The following is a 17690-nucleotide window of genomic DNA, read 5'->3' as shown; positions in this document are numbered from 1 at the left end:
GCCGCCGCCCGCGCGCGGTCGGCCGCCCGGGAACCGATGATCACCTTCTGGCCGGCCCGGGCCAGCCGCAGGGCCAGGCCCTTGCCCTGCGGCCCTGTGCCACCCAGCACACCCACCACGAGACCGGAGACGTCGGGCAGCTCCCAGGGATCCTTGACGGGAGCCGTGGCGGGAGCACCCGTGGTGCGGGGAGAATTCATGGAGAGCCAATCTCGGTAGTTCTTCGAGGTGTGCCGGTCGGCGCGGGCCCCGGCCGTTCGCTACCTGCTCAGCAGGCGGAGCACAAAGGCGGCGACGGCCGCCAGCATGAGTACCAGTGCGGGGACGTACTCCTTGTCGGACACCCGTATGTGCGACACCGCGGCACCCACGAAGTAGAGGATCACGCCGATGGCGGCCGCCAGTCCGAGCGGCCACCAGAACAGGCCGACGACGAGTCCGACGGCGCCGGCGAACTCCGCGATGGCCAGCAGCCACAGCTTGTCCTCGGGGAACCCGACCTTGGCCATCGTCTTCAACTGCTGCTCCTGGCGGACCACTTTGCCCGCCCCGGAGAACAGCAGGATCACGACGAGGACGGCTACGACGATCACTGTCGCGAGAAACATCAGGCACCCACCAAAAGGGCGCGGCGCACAGGCGCAGGGCGATTCATGGGTCCATTGTGTAGCACAAATGATTGACCCATGAAAAGCCCGTGGTGGCGGATCAGTCAGTCCTGTATGGTGTCGCCGGGTACCTCGCAGGTGAGCGTCGCCCCGCCGACCGCGCGCCGCAGCAGGTCATGGAGGGTCGCCCGCTCGTCGGCACTCAGGGCGGCGAAGATCCTGTCCTCGACGACGACCGCCCGTTCGTCGGACAGGGCGACCTCCTCCTCGCCCGCCGGGGAGAGCTCGACGATGTGCCGGCGCCGGTCGGCCCGGTCGCGCCGCCGCACGATCAGCTCGCGATCCTCCAGTTCGTTGAGGAGACCCACCACGTTGCTAGGGTCCAGGCTCAGTGCTTCGCCCAGACCCTGCTGGCCCAGGGGTCCACGATCGGCGAGCAGGCGCAGGGCGATGAGATGCCGGGGGCGAAGGCCGCCCGGAGTCATCTCGCTCATGTAGACACGCTTCCCGAGCCGGGTCAGGTGCTCTAGGAGGGGCAACACTCCCTGTGGGGCGGAATCGATGGCGGCAGGCGTCTTCTTGACCATGGGCCAAGGGTACCCAAATCGCCTGACACCGATGATGTGCCGACTGTCCGTCGGTTGACGACGGAGCGGTGGGTGAAGCGGTTGGGCGTAGCGGCCTCCGTTCGCCGTCCGTCCGTGTCAGTCCTGGCAGTCGGAGTGGTCGGTGTCCTCCGCCGGCGGGTGGTACGGGGGCTCTCCGGCGAGGACGCGCGTGAGCATCTCGTGGAGCGCGAGACGCTCGTCGGTGCTCAACACGCTGAACAGCCTGTCCTCGATGAGGCCGAGCTGGTCATAGGCGTTGTGGAGTTCCTCCTCGCCCAGGGGTGAGATCTCCACTATGTGGCGGCGCCGGTCGGCGGGATCGCGGCGTCGGGTGACGAGGCCGCGCCCCTCCAGTTCGTTGAGCAGCCCGACCACGTTGCTCGGATCCAGGCTGAGGCCGTGAGTGAGCCCTTGCTGCCCTGACGGCCCCTGTTCGCTGAGCAGTTTCAGTGCGATCAGGTGTCGTGGGCGAAGGCCGCCGACTGCCGTGAGGCCTTCGGCGGTGCGTCGCCCCACCCGGACCAGGTGCTCGACCAGGGGAAGAACCTGCGGTCTCACGGTCCTCGAAGTCTCAGCCACAGACCAATGATACGCGATACGCAATATATTGCATAGAATTGATTATCTGTGATAGGTGGAACATGTGGGGGACTGGAGGCACCGTCCGCTCATGCGGGGACGACGGCGGGCTCGTCCCGCAGGAGGTCGCGGACCAGTGGGATCACCTCGCGGCCGTACAGTTCGATGGTTGCCATCTTCTGTTCGTGCTGCATGGGGCCCGTCGCGCAGGCCAGGTCGAAGCGTTCGAGGCCGAGAAGGCGGATCTTGTCGGCGATCTTGGAGGCCACGGTTTCGGGGGAGCCGATGAACTGGGCTCCGTGGGTGATCTCCTTCTCGAAGAAGGCCCGGTCCCTCGTGCCGAGTCGCCCGTCGTTGTTCCACGTTTCGATGAGGTGGGGGAGCTGGATGTCCCGTGCTTCCTGGTCGGTGGGGGCGATGTACCCGTGGGAATGGACACCGACGGGCAACCGGGACCGGCCGAACTCCTTGAGTGCCCGGTGGTACAGGTCGACGTACGGCCTGAACCGTGCCATGTCGCCGGCGATGATGGCGAGGATCAGCGGGTGCCCGAAGCGCGCCGCCCGGACCACCGACTCCTTGCTTCCGCCGACCGCCACCCAGGTCGGCAGATGCCCGGCGGGCAGCGGTGGCATGAGCCGTTGTCCGGTCAGTGGTGAGCGGACGGTTCCCGACCAGGTCACGGGCTGTTCCCTCAGCAATTTGGTGAACAGGTCGAGCTTCTCGTCGAAGAGCTTTTCGTAGTCGGCGAGGTCGTAGCCGAACAGGGGGAAGGAGTCGGTGAGCGAGCCCCGGCCCAGGGCGATCTGGGCGCGGCCGTCGGAGATCGCGTCCAGGGTCGAGAACTCGGTGAACAGCCGTACGGGGTCCTGGGTGCTCAGCACGGTGACCGCCGTGCCCAGACGGATCCGGCGAGTACGACCGGCGATACCGGCGAGCACGACGACGCCGGCGGAATCCATCATGCCCTCGCGGTAGTGTTCCGCGACGTTGAAGGAGTCCACGCCCACCTGGTCGGCGAGTACGGCTTCCTCGACGGTGTTCCGGACGACTTGGTCTCCCGCCACTTCGTTGCCCGCGGCATCTCTTGTGACGGGGAGGAAGGTGTCCAACCCGAATTCGATGGTCTCGGGATCGATGATGTGGTCAGTCATGATTGCCGTTCCTGCCTCTCGACTTGTCCTTCACCGAGCACCACTGCGCTGGTGCGGTCGGTGTTCGCGTCCTCGAACCGGACAGCGTCCGGCGGCGTACCAGGCGACAGCGGGCACGATCGTGATCAGTGAAGCGGTCGTCACCGGCTCGTCGGACATCAACACCACACCGGCGACCACCGACACGGCGGGGACGAACAGAAGAGCCCGGACCAGCACTCGGTGGATCACACTGATCACTGCCAGCGCCGTCAGCAGATACCAACTCGCCTGCAGCCCAGGCTGATTGAACGAGTCGGGAAACAGACCGGCCTGCCAGGGACGGACGGTGGCGTGCGACTGCCCGATCACTCCCGCGGCCAGCGTGTGGTCCGGCGGCTGCGGCCGCAACACACGGTCGGTGATGACAACGGCCATGCCGGCGGCCGTCGACAGCAGCAGTGCCAGAGCCGTGCGCAGATAGACCCACAGATGGCGCTGGGCCAGCCACAGCAGGACCAGCGCGATGAGAGGCCAGAGGACGAGAGCCGGATCCCAGGCCGGCAACCGCGCGGCTTCGTACCGCAGTTCACCACCGAAGTCCGCGATCGCTGACCGATACTGGCCCAGTCGATCTCGGGGAGCTGTCACCCATGAACCACCGGATTCATCTCTCCGGTTGGTGGCCAGCTTGAGCAGTGTCAGGAAGACGATGCCCGTGGACACCCCCGCGGCGCCGAAGAGCAACTGTCGGCGCCGGTCGCGTTCCAGATGATGTGACCCGCACAGTTGCACAGTTGTCCTCCCGGTCGTCCGGGGCCGTCACCGCGCTGCGATGAGCCCGTTCGTCGTGCAATGAGGATGTAAGCGAACGGTAGTCTCCGTTTATTTCGTCGCTTCTGTGGTGTGCGTCATATCGCGAGGGCCGCAGGAAACGGGTCCCGGACGCGTCGAAGGGGGCCGCCCCTGACCTGCGGCCCCCTCGAACGCGAGAGGTCTACGACGGCGCGTCAGTTCCTGTGACCTGCCCCGAATCCCTTGGCGCAGGCGTTCCCTGTGAGTGCGCGCTCCATCTGGAGGGGCGTCGGAGCGGCGGGCAGGGGACCCGTTCGGTCGCTCCGGCACCCTTCCAGGAGATAGGCGAGCAGGCGACGCCACGCATGAGGGGCGTCGGCCTGGGTCACCTGCATCACGCCGGCATTGGCCGTGAGGAAGAGGAGGACATCCTCCATGACGAAGTCGGTACGCAGCCGTCCTGCGTCCTGCGCCCGGCGGATGAGCAGGGCTGTTGCCTGTTCACCGCGTTCCCGCAGGTGAGTGGCCTTGTCCGACAGAGGCAACCTGATGCTGATCAGGTCGCTGAAGCCGCGGTCCGCGGCCATGGTGGCGCACAGCCAGTCCATGAGCCCGCAGAAGGCCCCCCAGGGGTCCTCGTTCTCCAGAGCCGCCTCGGTGGCAGTCAGCCAGAGCTCCATCTTCTCCAGGAGGACCGCCTCGACCAGGCTCTCGCGACTCGGGAAACGGCGGTAAAGGGTGGCGGCGCCGACCCCGGCACGAGTGGCGACCTCGTCCAATGGGGCGTCGAGCCCGCGCTGTTCGAAGAGTTCCCGGGCCGCATCGAGGATGCGCTCACGATTGCGTGCGGCGTCGGCGCGCAGCGGCTTCTGTGACGTCTGGGTACTCTTCGAAGTCGCCATTCGTCCAGTCTAGCAACCGGAGAATGCTCTCCTCTTACTGGTGGCGCAGCGGCCTGAGAGCGTTGCTCCAGGTGATCACTTCGTCGAACATCCTCGTGAGCGTGGGGAGCTGATAGGGGGTGGGGGTCAGCTCCTTGAAGTCCTTGAAGTCGTAGAACATCGACAGGGCGACGTTGGTCTTCACATCGGCCATCTGGATCTCGCCGGCGATCAGCCGCAGGTGCTCCACGGCCCGGACGCCGCCGCTGGCGCCGTAGGAGACGAAGCCGACCGCCTTGTTGTTCCACTCGGCGTACAGGTAGTCGATGGCGTTCTTCAGCACGCCGGTGGTGGAGTGGTTGTACTCGGGCGTCACGATGACGAAGCCGTCGTACGCGCCGATGACCTTGGCCCACTCCTTGGTGTGCTCGTTCTCGTACCGCCCGTACACGGCCGAGATCGCCTCGTCCAGGTGGGGCAGCGGGTAGTTGGCCAGATCGATGAGGTCGAACGTGGCGTCGGTGCGCTGGGACGCCTGCTCGTAGACCCAGCGAGCGACCTGCTCACTGTTACGTCCCGGACGGGTGCTGCCGACGATGATGCCGATGCGAGTCATGGAAGTTCCTGGTGGATCGGGTATCTGGCTTTGAATAAGCAGGACGGTACACCTTTCGTTTGTGGTTGACAAATCATCAGCGTGAGACTCAGGATCGACGGGTCACCGTGAGGTGGCTGCGGCGACAGCCGCCGTCCCGAGCGGGAACGCTGTCGCCCGGAGCCGCGAGAGAGGTTGTGCCATGAGCAGCAGCAAGATCGGCCGCCCCAGTCACCCGCCGTTCGACCCCGAGGTGGTGGCGACCCTGGAACAGGTCCGCGCCTTGTACCCGCCGTTCACCCTTGAGGGGATCCCGGCCCTGCGGGAGACGGTGGCCAAGGGCTTTCCCGGTGTGGAGCCGTTCGATCTCACGATGGGCGGGAAGGTGCGCAAGCACGAGGTGACGGTGCCCGCCGAGGGTGAACGGCCCGAACTGCGCCTGGTGGTGCTGTCGCCGGCCGAGGGAACAGGCCCCTGGCCGGGCATCTACCACACGCACGGTGGTGGGATGATCCTCGGCTCCGCCGAGGACGGTCTGCACGAACTCGCGCCGCTGGTGGCGGAGTTCGGCGCGGTGGTCGTGTCTCCCGACTACCGTCTCGCCCCGGAACACCCGGACCCCGCGCCGGTCGAGGACTGCTACGCCGGCCTCGTGTGGACCGGACGCCACACCGCTGAGCTGGGCATCGATCCCGGGCACCTGATGATCGCGGGCGGCAGCGCGGGCGGCGGCCTCGCCGCCGGGACCGCCCTCATGGCCCGGGACCAGGGCTTTCCCGCACTCAGCCACCAGATCCTGATGAGCCCGATGCTCGACGACCGGTTCATCACCCCCTCGAGCCGGGAACTCGACGGAGAGGGCATGTGGGACCGCGACGACAACACCGTCGGCTGGACCGCACTGCTCGGCGAGCGGCGCGGCGGGTCGGACGTGTCGGCCTACGCCGCCCCCGCACGGGCCACCGATCTCTCCGGACTCCCGCGGACGTTCGTCGACTGCGGCTCCGCCGAGACGTTCCGCGACGAGGCCATCGACTACGCCCAGCGGCTCTCCCAGGCCGGCGTGTCCGTCGACCTCCACATCTGGGGCGGCGGCTTCCACGGATCCGACCTCATGGCACTCGACGCGGCGCTCACCAAGGCCGCCCGCACCACCCGCCACGAATTCTTCACCCGCGCCCTGAACAACAAACCGGCCTAGAACCAGACTCCTGGAGCGTCATTCGGGGACAGCGTGGAGCTCCAGGAAGAGAGGCCGTCCGGTCGCCCCGCACTGCTCCGGCGCGCGCGGCGACCGGACGACCTGGCTTATGGTCCTTGAAGATGGCTCATTCTTTTTCCTGTGCGTCAGTTTTCTTCGGCTGGTTGTCCGAGGACGTTGCGATCGCATCCACGGCGAAAATCTGCGGAAATTATCTCTCCGATGTCTTTTTCCTGCTCCGGTGGGTGGCTGGTCGGCGAAATCCGGACGGCGGACGTGATGAAGGCTGGAGGAGGTCATCTCCCCATCGCACCACGGTCGTTGTAGGCTGTGCGTTGCTTGCCTCTCCGTCGGCCGACCCTGATGTACGGGTTTTGAAGCCGACGATGCAGCACGGAAGACAAAGAGCACGATCATCGGAGGCTCGCCCGTGACTGTCGAATTCAATCACACCGTCGTTTTCGCGAAGGACGAGGAAGCGTCCGCGCGCTGGTTGGCCGATATCCTCGGTCTCCCGGAGCCGGCCAGTTTCGGCCCGTTCAAGGCCGTTGAAATGGGCGCTGTACACCTGGACTACGTCGCCTTCGACGGTGAGTTCCCCACCCAGCACTTCTCTTTTCTTGTCAGCGAGAATTCTTTCGATGAAATTTTCGCCCGGATCAAGGAGCGCGGTATGACTTACTGGGGTGATCCGTTCCGTCGGCACCCGTGGGAGATCAACACCGGCGACGGCGGCCGGTCGATCTACTTCGACGATCCCAACGGCCACGACCTGGAGATCCAGACGACACCGTACGTGTTCATCCCCGGCGCACTCATCAGGGGCCGGGACGACCAGGGGCGCCGCCTGGAGGAGTAGCCGTTCACCGCGGTGAACGCCGGACGCTCCGGGCATCGTGCCCGGAGCGTCCCTCGTATCGCGCCCAGGGCACCTTCTACTGGGCGACGACCTGTCTATGCCTCGTTGTGCTCTTGTCGCGGCCGGTGTCGAACCGTGTCGTCGATGTGCGTGAGGAGACGCTGCCGCTCGCTCTCCGGCAGGAAGGACGAACGGACGCTGTTGGCCGCGAGGCCGGCCAGGGCAACGGCATCCAGGCCGAGTTGGGCCGCGACAGCGGCATAGGTGTCGCTCGCGTACGCGCCGAAATAGGCTGGATCGTCCGAGTGCAGCGACACATTGAGACCTGCCGCCAGCATCCGGGGGAGAGGGTGTGCACTCAACTCCGGTACGACATTGAGCCGTACGTTGGAGACCGGGCAGACCGTCAGCGGTGTCCCCGCGTCGGCGATGTCCTTGACGAGGCTGTTGTCGTCCAGCACCGCGATGCCGTGGTCGATGCGGTCGGCGCCGAGCACCTCGTGTGCCTGACGGACGTAGTCCGCGGGTCCTTCCTCACCGGCGTGTACACAGGTGCGGAACCCCTGCCGCCGTAGTTCGTCGAAGTAGCGGGCGAACTTCTTCGGCGGGTTGCCGATCTCGACGCCCCCCATCCCGAACCCGGCGATCCGGTCGGCCCAGGGCTGGACCTCGTCCAGGAGGGCGAAGGCGTCACTTTCGTCGCGGTGCCGGTGTGCGCTCACCAGGAGCGAGCCGCTGATGCCCGTCTCGACCCGTGCGTCCTCGATCGCGTCCAGGATCCCGCCGAGAACGGAGCCCATGGGCACGTCGCGCTCGGTGAAGCTCTGAGGCCCCAGGAACATCTCGGCGTGCACGACTCCGTCGGCGTGCGCGCGGGCCAGATAGGCGCGCGTGAGGTCGTAGAAGTCCTCTTGTTGTACGAGCACCTGACAGCCGGCGAAGTACAGTTCGAGGAACGCGGAGAGATCGTCGAAGCGGTACGCCGCCCGCAGCTCCTCGACCGAACCCCAGGGAATCGCGACCCCGTTCCGTCGGGCGAGCGCGAAGAGCAGCTCGGGTTCAAGACATCCTTCGAGGTGAACATGCAGCTCCGCCTTGGGCAAGGCCCTGCAGAACTCCCTGACGCTTCGGGCATCCATGTCCATGGCGCGCACAACAGCTCCTGCTCTCTTCGTGTTTCCGTTGCCTTTGACCACTCTGGAAGGCCGAGCGTGCGCCCGGACCGGTCAGATCAACGGGCTGACGGGTTCATCGATGCCCAGGAGAGCCTTGCCGTGGATCTCGTAGCCGACGGTGGCGTTGAGCGATCCGTGCCGTGCCGCGGTGTTGGCGTCGCGCCAGTACTGCTGGAGGGGGTTGTTCTCGGCGAAGGAACCGGCACCGTGCACGTTGAGCAGGATGTTGAGGGCTTCAAGGACCTGCTGGGCGGCATGTCCGCACTGCGCCCGGTAGGCGGCCCGGGCTCCGAAGTCGACCTGCTCGCCGCGGGAGGTCGCCGCGTCGATCTCGTCGGCGACGGCGTGCAGATGCAGCCGGGCGGTCCTGATCTTCAGGGACGCCTCGGCGATCTGGATCTGCACACCCACCGAGTCGCTCTGGTGCTGGAAGAAGGTGTGGGCGACGCCCTTGTCATGCGCCTTGGCCACCACCAGGTCGAGGGCGGCCTGTCCGAGTCCGAGCAAGGGAGCCGCCAGGAGAAGGGTCGCGAGGGGGCCGAGCGGAAGCCGGTACATCGCCTCATCGGTCGGTACCGGCCATATGCCCCGCGCCATCCGGCCCATGGAGAACGTGCGGTGGGTGGGGACGAACACATCGTCGGCGACGAAGGTGTGACTGCCCGTCCCTCGCATGCCGACCGTCTGCCAGGTCTCCTCGATGCCCAGCTCGGAAGCCGGTGCGAGGGCCAGGACGACGTCGACGACATGGCCGGAGTCATCGGTGATCAGCGCGCCCATCGTGGCCCAGGTGGCGTGGTGGGCTCCGGAGGAGTACGCCCACCGGCCGCTGATCACGTAGCCGCCTTCGACGGCACGGGCGGGGGAGGGGTTGCTTCCGCCGGCCACGCGTGAGTCCGGATCGGGGCCGAACAGGTCCAGTTGGGCCTGTTCCGAGGCGAGTCCCGCCATCCAACTGGCCGTTGTCGCGACACCGACGAGCCAGGCGGCCGAACCGTCGCCCCGCCCGAGCGCCTCAAGCACCTCGGTGACCGTACGCAGGTCGGCCTCGTAGCCGCCGAAGCGTACGGGCTTCATCAGCCGGAAGAATCCCGCCTCGGCCAGAGCCTTCGTCACTTCGGGAGCCGGCCGTCGCTCGGCCTCGGCCCAGCCGCTGTACTGGCGCAGGAGCGGGTGCAGTGCCAGGGCGGAAGCGACGAGTTCCCCGCGTGTCGGGACACGGCCTGCCTGAGCTGCGGAGGAGTCAAATGCGTTCACTACGGCCCTCTTTCGGGTGTGTTCACCACGGCGTCGTGGTAGCCGGGGTTGACGTCAGCCGGACGTGTCCCGGGAAATGGGCCTCCCGCTGCGACGCAGGGGCAGGGGAGGAGGCGCGGGGAGACTCCCTCGCGATGAACGCAATGACCGTAGCAGCTTCAGGTATGAGAGCAAGCCGCCGAATCCCTCATACGTCATGTCCTTACCTGCTTTGCACGTCACGTCGTGGATGCGACGCCTGCCGCGCCATCGGCCCCGACGGCGGCCGTCGTCCGCGTACACCATGCCGAAAAGGTGACGGAAACCGATGACGCGGCGGTCGGGACATGACGGAAGCCGACGCGTCCGCACCACCTCGCGCGGGTTTCGGCGGCGAGGACGCCTTCGCAGTCACTCCGGCCGGAGGGAGCGCCGATGCTTTTGGCCATGGACACGTACCCACCGTCCGGTCAGGCGTCCAAGCTGTCCTCGGCCCAACGGAAACCGACAGCGGAGCCCGCCGGCACGCACCCTCCCCCCACCGGCTCGGAAACGGACACGGGGAGCCCCACACAGGGCGCGCGACTGCGCACGGTGCTCATGCTGGGCTCCCTGGTGGCAGTCGGCCCGCTGACCACCGACATGTATCTGCCCGCGCTGCCCGCTGTCGCACGGCAGTTGGACACCAGCGCCGCCTCGGTACAGCTCACGCTGACCGCGACGCTCATCGGGCTTGCCCTGGGGCAGTTGGTCGCAGGCCCGATGTCGGACGCCCTGGGCCGGCGCAAGCCGCTGCTGATCGGGCTGGGCGTGCACATCGTCGCGTCCGCGCTGTGTGCCGTGGCCCCGAACCTCGCCGTGCTCGATGCGCTGCGGATGCTCCAGGGACTGGGAGCCGCCACGTCCACCGTGATCACCATGGCGATGGTCCGGGACCTGTACGAAGGCGCGAGGGCGGCCGGACTCCTGTCACGGCTCATGCTGGTGATGGGCGTTGCACCGATCCTGGCCCCGACCTTCGGCGGGGTGGTACTGACGGCCACGTCATGGCGCGGAGTCTTCGTCGTCCTGGCGGCGCTCAGCGTGGTGATCACTGTGGTGACGGCCCGCGCGCTGCCCGAGACCCTGCCCGCACAACGGCGCCGCTCCGGTGGGCTCGGGCAGTCGATGAAGGACTACGCCACTCTCCTGCGTGACCGCCGGTTCGTCGGCCTGGTGCTGGTGGCGGGGCTGGCGATGAGCACCATCTTCGCCTTCGTCGCCGGATCTCCGTTCGTCTTCCAGGACCACTTCGGCCTCGACGAGCAGGAGTTCGGACTCGTCTTCGGCGCGGGAGCCCTGTGGGTGGTACTGGCCACCCAGCTGAACGTACGAGTGCTGCGCCGCCGTACGCCGATGCAGGTCCTGGTGCGCGCCGGTGTCGTGGCCACCGCGGGGGGCGTCCTTCTGGTGGTGTGCGGGGCCACTGGCGCCGGAGGCATCGTCGGGGTGCTCGCGCCCCTGTGGCTGACCCTCTTCGCCACGGGCTTCGCGATGCCGAACGCCCCGGCGCTCGCCCTGTCACGGCACGGGCGTGTCGCCGGAACCGCGGCGGCACTCCTGGGCGCCGTCCAGTTCGGGATCGGCGCGCTGGTCTCCCCGCTCGTCGGGGTCGTCGGCACCGGACCGGCCGCCATGGCCTCCGTGATCACCGGCGGGCTCGTGGTCCTCCTGCTCGTCCTGGTGGTCCTGGTCCGTCCCGGACGACCGGACGGCGACGCCGACCTCTGACGTCGGCCCCGCCCCCTCTGCTTTCTTCCTGCTTTCTTCCCCACCGTTCCTTCCCACTGTGGAGTTGTTCATGAGTACGCATTCCGCCCCCCGGATCGCCCTCGTCACCGGCGGCAACCGCGGCCTCGGCCGTGACACCGTGCTGAAGCTGGCCGAGGACGGCACGGACATCATCTTCACCTACCGCGGCCACAAGGAGGAGGCCGAGGCGGTGGTCGACAAGGTCCGCTCCCTGGGCCGTGAGGCGCATGCCCTTCAGCTCGATGTGGCCGACAGCGGCAGCTTCACCGCCTTCGCCGACACCGTCCGCAGCACGCTTGAGACCAACTGGAACCGCTCTCAGTTCGACTTCCTCGTCAACAACGCGGGCTCAGGAGGTCTGGTGCCTTTCGGCCAAGTGACTGAGGAGTACTTTGACGACCTGGTGAACGTGCACTTCAAGGGTGTCTTCTTCCTGACGCAGAAGCTGCTGCCGCTCATCGCCGAGGAGGGGCGGATCATCAACGTGTCGACCGCGCTGACCCGGTTCTCCAACGCGGGCATGTCCGCGTACGCGTCGGTGAAGTCCGCTGTGGAGGTCCTCACCCGCTATCTTGCCGTGGAGCTCGGTGAGCGGCGCATCTCGGTCAACGTCGTCGCGCCCGGTGCCACCGCGACCGACTTCGCCGGCGGCTTCGCGGGAACTCCCCAGGGACGCCAGGCCATCGGCGGCATGACCGCTCTGGGACGGGTCGGCGAGGCCGAGGACATCGGGGGTGTGGTCGCGGCCCTGCTGGCTCCCGGGACCGGCTGGATCAACGGTACGCGGGTGGAGGCCAGCGGCGGCATGATGCTCTGACCGGCTTCCCGCGCCTGCGCCTCGTTTCTTCCGCCACCTCCATCGAAGGGACTGCAACGCCGATGACGCTGACAACGACAGGTCACCTGGACACGGACGATCTGCGAGTCATCGCGGCTCTGCAGCTCGCGCCTCGCGAGGCGTTCGCCCAACTGGGAGAGGTGCTGGGGCTTTCGGAGGCAACCGTCGCGCGCCGTTACCGGCGTATGCGACGTGAGGGAGTGCTCCAGGTGGTGGGGGTGGTGGACACCACGGCCCTCGGACAGAGCGAGTGGATCATCCGGGTGCAGTGCCGCCCGGATGCCACCCCCGCCGTCTCGGACGCCCTCGCCCGGCGCGACGACGTCAGCTGGCTGTCGTTGGACGCGGCCGGATCGGAGATCACCTGCGCGGTGCGCTCGCGTACCCAGCAGGATCGGGAGCAACTGCTGGTCGAGCTGTTGCCCCGGGTGTCTTCCGTGCTCAAGATCGAGGCGGCCGTCGCCATGCACGTCTTCACCCGCGGCTGCTCGCAGGAGTGGACCGCCCTGCACGATGTGCTCGCCGACAGCGAGAAACTGGCACTGGCCGGGCCTCTTCCCGGACCATCTGCCGAACCCGTCCAGTTCCAGCCCCACGACGAGGCGATCCTCCTCGGCATGGCGGCGGACGGACGGGCCAGCCACGTCAGCCTGGCCGCGGCTGCCGGAATCAGCCCCGCCCGGACCGCTCGTCGGGTCAAGACCTTGTTGAGCGCAGGAGTCATCCACCTGGATGTCGAGCTGTCCAGGGCCGCCCTCGGCTTCGCCACCCGGGCCAACCTGTGGCTGCAAGTCTCACCGACGGCCCTGCGGACGGTCGGCAAGGAGCTTTCCCACATGTCCGAGGTGGCCTTTGCCGCCGCGGTCTCCGGTGTCCACAACATGCACGCGGTCGTCAACTGCCGCAGCCTCGACGATCTTTTCAGCTTCGTCACCGACCGCATCGGAGCCCTCCAGGGGGTCCAGGCCGTCGAGGTGTCCCCGGTGCTGCGGCAGATCAAGCAGTTCAACACCCTGATGAGGGACAACGACCTGCTCGCACCAGCCACCCCCTCGCGGCGTCACACCGGATGAGGTGCGCGGGTCAGCCGCTCGTCGGCCCGGATCGTCGTCGGCTCGGCCAGTCCTCCAGGGGCATCGGCCCGCGTGAGCGGACCGTGCGGATGGCGAAGGTGCTGTGGGCGTCGATGATGTGGGGGATCGCGAGGATGCGGTCCAGCAGGATCCCTTCGTACGCCTCGAGGTCGGGCAGCACGGCTTCCAGGAGGAAGTCCGCCTCACCGGAGACGACATGGCAGGCGACGACCGCCGGGATCTCCATCAGGGCGTCCTCCACGGCCTGGGAGGTCTGGCGTGAGTGGCGTTCCACCTTCAGCGCGACGAACACCGTCAGCCCGAGTCCGAGGCGCCGTTGGTCCAGCTCCGCCCGATACCCCGCGATGAGCCCTGCTTCCTCCAGCGCTCTTGTACGCCGGAGGCAGGCCGAGGGCGACAGACTCACGGCTTCCGCCAGCTCGTTGTTGGGGGTGCGCCCGAAACGCTGGAGATGGTCGAGGATCAACCGGTCCACCCGGTCGTATTGCGGTGATGGCATGAGATGCAGCGTAGCGGCGTCATCGTGGCATCAGGTTGCGTACCACTGCCGAACCTGAGGTCAATTAGGCATCGCATGTCTCGCAATATGATTCATCCTGCCGTCATGCACGCCACGACGTCTTCTCCGCCGTACTCTCCCCCCACCGGGCGACCGGCGCCGCTCGCGCAAGCGCCGCTGACCGTTCCGCGGGCCACGGCACACTACATAGGCGCGTTGCTCGGCCCCAGTCTGCTGCTGCTCCCTGGGCTGGCCGCTCAGAAGGCGGGTGCCGCCGCCGTCCTGGCATGGACCGCGATGCTGGTGCTCTCCGGGCTGATCGCCCTCGTTTTCAGCCGTCTCGGGACATCCGTGGGATCGCATGCGGGGGTGGCCGGTTACGCGACCGCCGGACTCGGAGCCCACTTCGGGCGAGCGACCGGCTGGGCGTTTCTCCTCGGTGTGATCACGGGAGTGCCGGTCGTGTGCTTGATCGGCGGGCAGTACGTGGCGGCCGTGACCGCCCGTCCCGGATACGGTCCGGCATTCGCCGGCGGACTGCTCGTTCTCGTCCTGGTCCTGCGCCTGTTCGGCGCGAACAGCGGCGCCCGGCTTCAACTCCTGCTGATGGGGCTACTGCTGGCCCTTCTTGTCGTCGCCGTCGGTGCGAGTGCCGGCTCCGCGCGCGTCGGCAACTGGCAGCCCTTCCTCGACCACGGGTGGTCCGGCGTCGCAGGCGCGGCAGGGCACCTGATGATGGCCTTCGTCGGCTGGGAGGCGGCGGCCCCCCTGACCGCGCGTCTGGGCGATGCCCGACGGCAACTGCCCCGCGTCATCACCGCGGCCTTCGTCATCACCTCCCTCGTTTATCTCTCTCTGGCCGGCGCTCTTCAGGCGGTGCTGGGATCAGAGGCCGCCACCACCACTCCGCTTGCCGCGCTCCTTGCTGTCGCGGTGGGCCCCGTGGGGCCGTGGCTGGCCGCTGTCATCGCGGTCCTGCTGACCCTGGGCGTCACCAATGCCTACCTGGCCAGCGCGACCGCCACCGCCCAGCACCTGTTGTACGGACCCGAGGGGGCGTACCGGTCGGGATCCTCGCGGGCCGCTCTCACCGTGGGCGTATCCGCCTTCGGCGCCGTCCTGCTGGGCCTGTCCGCGCTGCAGGTCGTGGACCTCTCGCTGCTCGTCGCTCTCCCCACGGCGTTCTTCCTGCTGGTGTATCTGGTGTGCTGTGCCTCGGCGGCGCGCCTCCTCACCCGCGGCGCACGCGGGGCCGCGGTCGCGGCGGCCCTGGCGACAGTCGCCCTGCTGGCGACGGCGGGACTTGTCTCAGTGGCCGCGCTCACCTTGGTCGCGGTGGTGACTTCCGTCCCCGGTCTGATGTCGAAGCGCCGTTCCGGAACGTCGATCAGCCCGAGCTGAGCCTTGAACCTGCCCCGGTCGGACGCTTCAGACACGGTGACGAGCTTGTTGAACCGAAGCGGGTGCGGAGCGCCGCGGAGCGGATCGGCTCCGGCATGGGCCCTGCTCACAGCCATCCGTAACACGCTTGCGCCATGTTCCGCGGCATGCCGTCCAAAAAACAGTGCCCGACGGATCCCTAAGCGGGGTGAAGTCCGTTTAGAGTGAGGGCGAGGACACGACACCCGCCGCGCCCCTGCGGTCAACCGCGTCTGTATCCAGGCGCGGTGACGCCAAGGCGCCACTGTCGCGGGTTGATTACGTTCAGTTGCGGTGGGTGACCCTGCGGTTGCGGCGAGAGCAGGCGCAGGACGAAGGCCGCCATGAGAAGGGTATGAAGATGGGAACGAACACCCTAGAAGAGGGCGCGGAGCCGCAGTCGAGCGCTGGTGGCGAGGCAACGGCGTATCTGACCGGATTCGACAACGAGCACAAGAGCGAGGCACTTCCCGGGGCTCTGCCCGTCGGGCAGAACAACCCGAAGCGTCCCGCGTACGGGCTCTACACGGAGCAGCTCAACGGGACCTCTTTTCTGGTACCGCGTGCCACCATGCGCCGGTCCTGGCTGTACCGAATCCGTCCGTCGGTGGTGCATCCGCACTTCACCCGGGCCGACAACGGGCTGCTTCGCTCGGGGCCGTTTGTCCAGGCTGACGTCGAGCCGAACAAGGTTGCCTGGAGTGCGATGCCCGAACCGCCCGCCGGGACGGACTTCATCTCGGGCCTGGTGACCCAGGGCGGCTTCGGATCCCCCGAAAGCAATTCGGGAATGGCGGTCCACTGGTACTCCGCCAACACCTCGATGCCCGACCGGGTGATGAGCAATGTCGACGGTGAGCTGGTAATCATCCCTGCGAAACGCGCGGTGGTTGTCCGCACGGAGTTCGGCAACTTGACCGCTGCTCCGGGATACATCGTCCTGATTCCGCGTGCGGTCAAATTCAGCGTCGATCTCCTCGCCGATGAATCATCCAGCGAAACCGCGGCAAGCGGCATTGTCATCGAGAACTACGGTGCGCCCTTCGTGCTGCCGGAGCTGGGCCCGCTCGGCGCCAACGGATTGGCGAATCCACGTGACTTCGAGGCGCCCGTGGCGGCGTACGAGGACTCCGAGCGCCCGGTCGAGGTCGTCCAGAAGATCGGCGGCAACCTCTGGAAGACGACATACAGCCACTCGCCGTTCGACGTGGTCGCCTGGCACGGCAACCATGTGCCCTACCGATACGAGCTCCGGCGCTTCCAGATGGTGCACTCGACCAGCTTCGACCACACCGATCCCTCGATCGCCACCCTGCTCGTGTCACCCACCGGCCTCCCCGGTGTGAACAACATAGACCTCTTCACGGCGAGCCACGGGTGGTTCACGCAGAGGAATACATTCCGCCCCAACTGGTACCACCGCAATATCGCCACCGAGTGGGTTGTCCGTGTCGGCCCGCCGGAGGGAACTCCGGAAGAAGAGGTGAAGGTGGGTTCCTGGCTCGAACCCGGATATACGGAGGTCGTGAACAGGATGACGCCGCACGGCCCGCCGCCGTTCGTCTGGGAGCACGCGACAAATGCGAGCGAAGATCCCCAGCGGCTCGACTACGGCGTTCTCCTGGGCTTCGAAGCGCCTTCTCCGATGGTGCTGACACCTGCGGCTGCTGATTCCGAGCAGCGTCTTCCGGGTGATGACGCGGAATTCGACGGACTGGGCAACCATTTCACCGGACCCTCGTCGGGGAACGCGGGATCGCCCACTCTCTCCTGACGCCGCTCTTCGACGAGGCCGAGCAGATGGAGCGCCTGGGCACCGAGGTCGTGTCCCGCTTCTTCTGAACGCGCGGTGCAAGGCAAGTACACGATGCAAGGCAAGTACACGACATGGAAAGGGTTGTGGGTTATGGGTTTGTTGGATGGCAGGGTTGTGGTGGTGACGGGGGCCGGTCGGGGGATCGGTCGGTCGGTTGCGGTGGCTGCGGCGGGTGAGGGTGCCGGTGTGGTCGTGGCGGACTACGGGGTGGCGATGGACGGCAGTGTGCCGTCGTCGTCCGTCGCGGAGGAGGTCGCCGGGGAGATCCGGGCGCAGGGCGGTGACGCGGTCGCGGTGGGTGATTCGGTCACCACGATGGAGGGTGCGCGCCGTATCGTCCAGGCCGCGCTGTCGCGTTGGGGGCGGGTCGACGGTCTGGTGTGCAGTGCTGGGATCCTGCGTCCGGGTTCCTTCCTCGACATGACGGAGGAGGACTGGGACGGGGTCGTGGGCACGCATCTCAAGGGTCACTTCACGATGATGCAGACGGCGGCGCGGGTGATGGCGGAGCAGGGGACGGGGGGTTCGCTGGTCGCGATGGGGTCGGGGTATCTGTCGCCGAC

The 17690-nt window shown here is 67.3% G+C and carries 19 protein-coding genes; 8 read left to right on the top strand and 11 right to left on the bottom strand.

Annotation, left to right across the window (positions count from 1 at the left end; all coding sequences use genetic code 11):
- The 8 genes from AB0F77_RS41930 to AB0F77_RS41895 all read right to left on the bottom strand — a co-directional run.
- On the bottom strand, nt 1-200 hold a 200-nt coding region (locus tag AB0F77_RS41930; protein ID WP_361959678.1), incomplete at its 3' end, for an NAD(P)-binding domain-containing protein.
- 60 nt (nt 201-260) lie between these two features.
- Complete coding sequence (locus tag AB0F77_RS41925) at nt 261-608, bottom strand: DoxX family protein (protein WP_361959675.1); 348 nt, start codon at nt 606-608, stop codon at nt 261-263.
- A gap of 104 nt (nt 609-712) precedes the next feature.
- On the bottom strand, nt 713-1102 hold the full coding sequence (locus AB0F77_RS41920; RefSeq protein WP_361959672.1) for a MarR family winged helix-turn-helix transcriptional regulator: 390 nt from the start codon (nt 1100-1102) through the stop codon (nt 713-715).
- 210 nt (nt 1103-1312) lie between these two features.
- Complete coding sequence (locus tag AB0F77_RS41915) at nt 1313-1795, bottom strand: MarR family winged helix-turn-helix transcriptional regulator (RefSeq protein ID WP_361959669.1); 483 nt, start codon at nt 1793-1795, stop codon at nt 1313-1315.
- Nucleotides 1796-1884: 89 nt separating this feature from the next.
- On the bottom strand, nt 1885-2949 hold the full coding sequence (locus AB0F77_RS41910) for an LLM class flavin-dependent oxidoreductase (RefSeq protein ID WP_361959666.1): 1065 nt from the start codon (nt 2947-2949) through the stop codon (nt 1885-1887).
- A 30-nt stretch (nt 2950-2979) separates the two neighbouring features.
- Nucleotides 2980-3723 carry a hypothetical protein gene (locus AB0F77_RS41905; protein WP_361959663.1) on the bottom strand — a complete coding sequence of 248 codons (744 nt, stop codon included), beginning with the start codon at nt 3721-3723 and terminating at the stop codon, nt 2980-2982.
- Nucleotides 3724-3938: 215 nt separating this feature from the next.
- Nucleotides 3939-4625 (bottom strand): helix-turn-helix domain-containing protein, encoded by a 687-nt coding sequence (locus AB0F77_RS41900; RefSeq protein WP_361959660.1) that lies wholly within the window; start codon nt 4623-4625, stop codon nt 3939-3941.
- 34 nt (nt 4626-4659) lie between these two features.
- Nucleotides 4660-5220, bottom strand: coding sequence for an NAD(P)H-dependent oxidoreductase (locus AB0F77_RS41895; protein WP_361959657.1), 561 nt, complete (start codon nt 5218-5220; stop codon nt 4660-4662).
- Between the two features lie 181 nt (nt 5221-5401).
- Here AB0F77_RS41895 and AB0F77_RS41890 point away from each other — a divergent pair, with 181 nt between their 5' ends.
- Both AB0F77_RS41890 and AB0F77_RS41885 read left to right on the top strand, forming a co-directional pair.
- On the top strand, nt 5402-6400 hold the full coding sequence (locus tag AB0F77_RS41890; protein ID WP_361959654.1) for an alpha/beta hydrolase: 999 nt from the start codon (nt 5402-5404) through the stop codon (nt 6398-6400).
- Between the two features lie 430 nt (nt 6401-6830).
- A complete protein-coding gene (locus AB0F77_RS41885; protein ID WP_361959652.1) occupies nt 6831-7259 on the top strand; it encodes a VOC family protein in 429 nt (142 codons plus the stop codon).
- Nucleotides 7260-7354: 95 nt separating this feature from the next.
- Here AB0F77_RS41885 and AB0F77_RS41880 read toward each other — a convergent pair whose 3' ends face one another.
- Both AB0F77_RS41880 and AB0F77_RS41875 read right to left on the bottom strand, forming a co-directional pair.
- Nucleotides 7355-8362 carry an adenosine deaminase gene (locus tag AB0F77_RS41880; protein ID WP_361959649.1) on the bottom strand — a complete coding sequence of 336 codons (1008 nt, stop codon included), beginning with the start codon at nt 8360-8362 and terminating at the stop codon, nt 7355-7357.
- 123 nt (nt 8363-8485) lie between these two features.
- The gene (locus tag AB0F77_RS41875) at nt 8486-9691 is read right to left on the bottom strand and encodes an acyl-CoA dehydrogenase family protein (protein WP_361959646.1); all 1206 of its coding nucleotides are present in this window, start codon (nt 9689-9691) and stop codon (nt 8486-8488) included.
- A gap of 426 nt (nt 9692-10117) precedes the next feature.
- On the opposite strand from AB0F77_RS41875, the gene AB0F77_RS41870 reads away from it, so the two are divergent.
- From AB0F77_RS41870 to AB0F77_RS41860, 3 genes are all read left to right on the top strand, one after another.
- Nucleotides 10118-11440 carry a multidrug effflux MFS transporter gene (locus AB0F77_RS41870; RefSeq protein WP_361959643.1) on the top strand — a complete coding sequence of 441 codons (1323 nt, stop codon included), beginning with the start codon at nt 10118-10120 and terminating at the stop codon, nt 11438-11440.
- A gap of 70 nt (nt 11441-11510) precedes the next feature.
- Nucleotides 11511-12278 (top strand): SDR family oxidoreductase, encoded by a 768-nt coding sequence (locus AB0F77_RS41865; RefSeq protein ID WP_361959640.1) that lies wholly within the window; start codon nt 11511-11513, stop codon nt 12276-12278.
- Nucleotides 12279-12340: 62 nt separating this feature from the next.
- The gene (locus AB0F77_RS41860) at nt 12341-13372 is read left to right on the top strand and encodes an Lrp/AsnC family transcriptional regulator (protein WP_361959637.1); all 1032 of its coding nucleotides are present in this window, start codon (nt 12341-12343) and stop codon (nt 13370-13372) included.
- 10 nt (nt 13373-13382) lie between these two features.
- On the opposite strand, the gene AB0F77_RS41855 is transcribed toward AB0F77_RS41860, so the two are convergent.
- A complete protein-coding gene (locus AB0F77_RS41855; RefSeq protein WP_361959634.1) occupies nt 13383-13892 on the bottom strand; it encodes an Lrp/AsnC family transcriptional regulator in 510 nt (169 codons plus the stop codon).
- A 105-nt stretch (nt 13893-13997) separates the two neighbouring features.
- On the opposite strand from AB0F77_RS41855, the gene AB0F77_RS41850 reads away from it, so the two are divergent.
- The 3 genes from AB0F77_RS41850 to AB0F77_RS41840 all read left to right on the top strand — a co-directional run.
- Nucleotides 13998-15293: an APC family permease gene (locus AB0F77_RS41850; protein WP_361959631.1), complete on the top strand. Its 1296-nt coding sequence runs from the start codon at nt 13998-14000 to the stop codon at nt 15291-15293.
- A gap of 316 nt (nt 15294-15609) precedes the next feature.
- Nucleotides 15610-17085 carry a homogentisate 1,2-dioxygenase gene (locus tag AB0F77_RS41845; protein WP_361959628.1) on the top strand — a complete coding sequence of 492 codons (1476 nt, stop codon included), beginning with the start codon at nt 15610-15612 and terminating at the stop codon, nt 17083-17085.
- Nucleotides 17086-17217: 132 nt separating this feature from the next.
- On the top strand, nt 17218-17690 hold a 473-nt coding region (locus AB0F77_RS41840), incomplete at its 3' end, for an SDR family NAD(P)-dependent oxidoreductase (protein WP_361959681.1).

Source organism: Streptomyces sp. NPDC026672 (genome assembly GCF_040638185.1).
In the GTDB taxonomy this organism is placed as follows: Bacteria; Actinomycetota; Actinomycetes; order Streptomycetales; family Streptomycetaceae; genus Streptomyces.
Note: the sequence above shows the minus strand (reverse complement) of the source record. Positions and strands in the feature narration are given on the sequence as shown.

What these genes read in the sequence shown, in the direction of transcription:
- AB0F77_RS41925 (WP_361959675.1), bottom strand. Translation starts at nt 608, where the DNA reads ATGTTTCTCGCGACAGTGATCGTCGTAGCCGTCCTCGTCGTGATCCTG.
- AB0F77_RS41920 (WP_361959672.1), bottom strand. Translation starts at nt 1,102, where the DNA reads ATGAGCGAGATGACTCCGGGCGGCCTTCGCCCCCGGCATCTCATCGCC.
- AB0F77_RS41910 (WP_361959666.1), bottom strand. Translation starts at nt 2,949, where the DNA reads ATGACTGACCACATCATCGATCCCGAGACCATCGAATTCGGGTTGGAC.
- AB0F77_RS41900 (WP_361959660.1), bottom strand. Translation starts at nt 4,625, where the DNA reads ATGGCGACTTCGAAGAGTACCCAGACGTCACAGAAGCCGCTGCGCGCC.
- AB0F77_RS41895 (WP_361959657.1), bottom strand. Translation starts at nt 5,220, where the DNA reads ATGACTCGCATCGGCATCATCGTCGGCAGCACCCGTCCGGGACGTAAC.
- AB0F77_RS41890 (WP_361959654.1), top strand. Translation starts at nt 5,402, where the DNA reads ATGAGCAGCAGCAAGATCGGCCGCCCCAGTCACCCGCCGTTCGACCCC.
- AB0F77_RS41870 (WP_361959643.1), top strand. Translation starts at nt 10,118, where the DNA reads ATGGACACGTACCCACCGTCCGGTCAGGCGTCCAAGCTGTCCTCGGCC.
- AB0F77_RS41865 (WP_361959640.1), top strand. Translation starts at nt 11,511, where the DNA reads ATGAGTACGCATTCCGCCCCCCGGATCGCCCTCGTCACCGGCGGCAAC.
- AB0F77_RS41860 (WP_361959637.1), top strand. Translation starts at nt 12,341, where the DNA reads ATGACGCTGACAACGACAGGTCACCTGGACACGGACGATCTGCGAGTC.
- AB0F77_RS41855 (WP_361959634.1), bottom strand. Translation starts at nt 13,892, where the DNA reads ATGCCATCACCGCAATACGACCGGGTGGACCGGTTGATCCTCGACCAT.
- AB0F77_RS41850 (WP_361959631.1), top strand. Translation starts at nt 13,998, where the DNA reads ATGCACGCCACGACGTCTTCTCCGCCGTACTCTCCCCCCACCGGGCGA.